At 67.9% G+C, this 1,175-nt stretch carries 1 protein-coding gene; it reads left to right on the top strand.

Features of this window, described 5'->3' with window-relative positions; all coding sequences use genetic code 11:
* The first annotated feature begins 70 nt into the window (after window positions 1-70).
* Window positions 71-676, top strand: a complete 606-nt coding sequence (cobO, locus tag MTBUT4_RS15200; RefSeq protein WP_173980547.1) for a cob(I)yrinic acid a,c-diamide adenosyltransferase — start codon at window positions 71-73, stop codon at window positions 674-676.
* Window positions 677-1,175 lie beyond the last annotated feature (499 nt).

Genomic DNA, 1,175 nt, shown 5'->3' with positions numbered 1-1,175 from the left:
GGGCTAACCGCTTGCACGGTCTCGGCAGCGCTGCCAGCATCCAGGGTCCCGGATTCGAGGATTGGCTGCCATGACCGACGACACCGACCAGCGCCACAAGGACAAGATGGCCAAGAAGAAGGCGGCGCGCGACCGCCTGATGGTCAGGAAGCAGGGGGCGAAGGGCCTGCTCATGGTCCATACCGGCCCGGGCAAGGGCAAGTCCACCGCCGCCTTCGGCATGGCGCTACGCTCGGTCGGCCACGGCTTCCGGGTCGGCGTGGTGCAGTTCATCAAGGGCGCCTGGGACACCGCCGAGCGCCGCGTGCTGGAGGGCTTCGGCGAGCTGGTGACGTTCAAGGCCATGGGCGAGGGCTTCACCTGGGAAACCCAGGACCGCGCCCGCGACGTCGCCGCCGCCACCCGCGCCTGGGAGGCCGCCGCCGCCATGCTGGCCGATCCCGCCTATCGCCTGGTCATCCTGGACGAGATCAACGTCGCCCTGCGCTACGATTATCTGGCGCTGGACGCCGTGCTGGCGGCCGTCGCCGCCCGCCCCGAGGGCCAGCACGTGGTGATGACCGGCCGCAGCGCGCCGCCGCCGCTGATCGAGGCCGCCGATCTGGTCACCGAGATGACCATGGTCAAGCACCCCTTCCGCGACGGCATCAAGGCGCAGCCGGGGATCGAGTTCTAGCAAGCCACCCTGTATCGTCATGGCCGGGCTTGACCCACGGCTGTCCGGTTTAAATTTCGGCAGGCAATTGCCCCCCTCGCCCGCTTGCGGGAGAGGGGGGCGAGCGCCAGCGAGCCGGGGTGAGGGCGGCGCGCGTCGGCGCGCCCAAGACCTGGAGAAACCGGCGCTTTCGCTGTCGCGAAGCGCACCTCGCGGCGCGCACCCTCTCCCTCCCGTCGCTGTCGCGACGGGCCCCTCCCTCTCCCGCAAGCGGGCGAGGGTAATCCTGTCTACTTCGGCCAGCGTCACCCTGGACGCAGCCGTCACCAAGGGCTCCAGAAGGCAATCCGAAAATTAAACCGGACAGCCGTGGGCTTGACCCGGCCATCCCTGCGGGTCCGCCAAAAATCAATTTATTATAACGCATTAGGCGGCGCCACGGTAGATGCCCGGGTCAAGCCCGGGCATGACGGAAAAGAGCATCAGGATGCTCAATCGGGGTCCTCTTGCAGCTTGTTCT

Source organism: Magnetospirillum sp. UT-4, from assembly GCF_902729435.1.
Lineage (GTDB): Bacteria > Pseudomonadota > Alphaproteobacteria > Rhodospirillales > Magnetospirillaceae > Magnetospirillum.
This window is presented reverse-complemented; position numbering and strand designations above follow the sequence as displayed.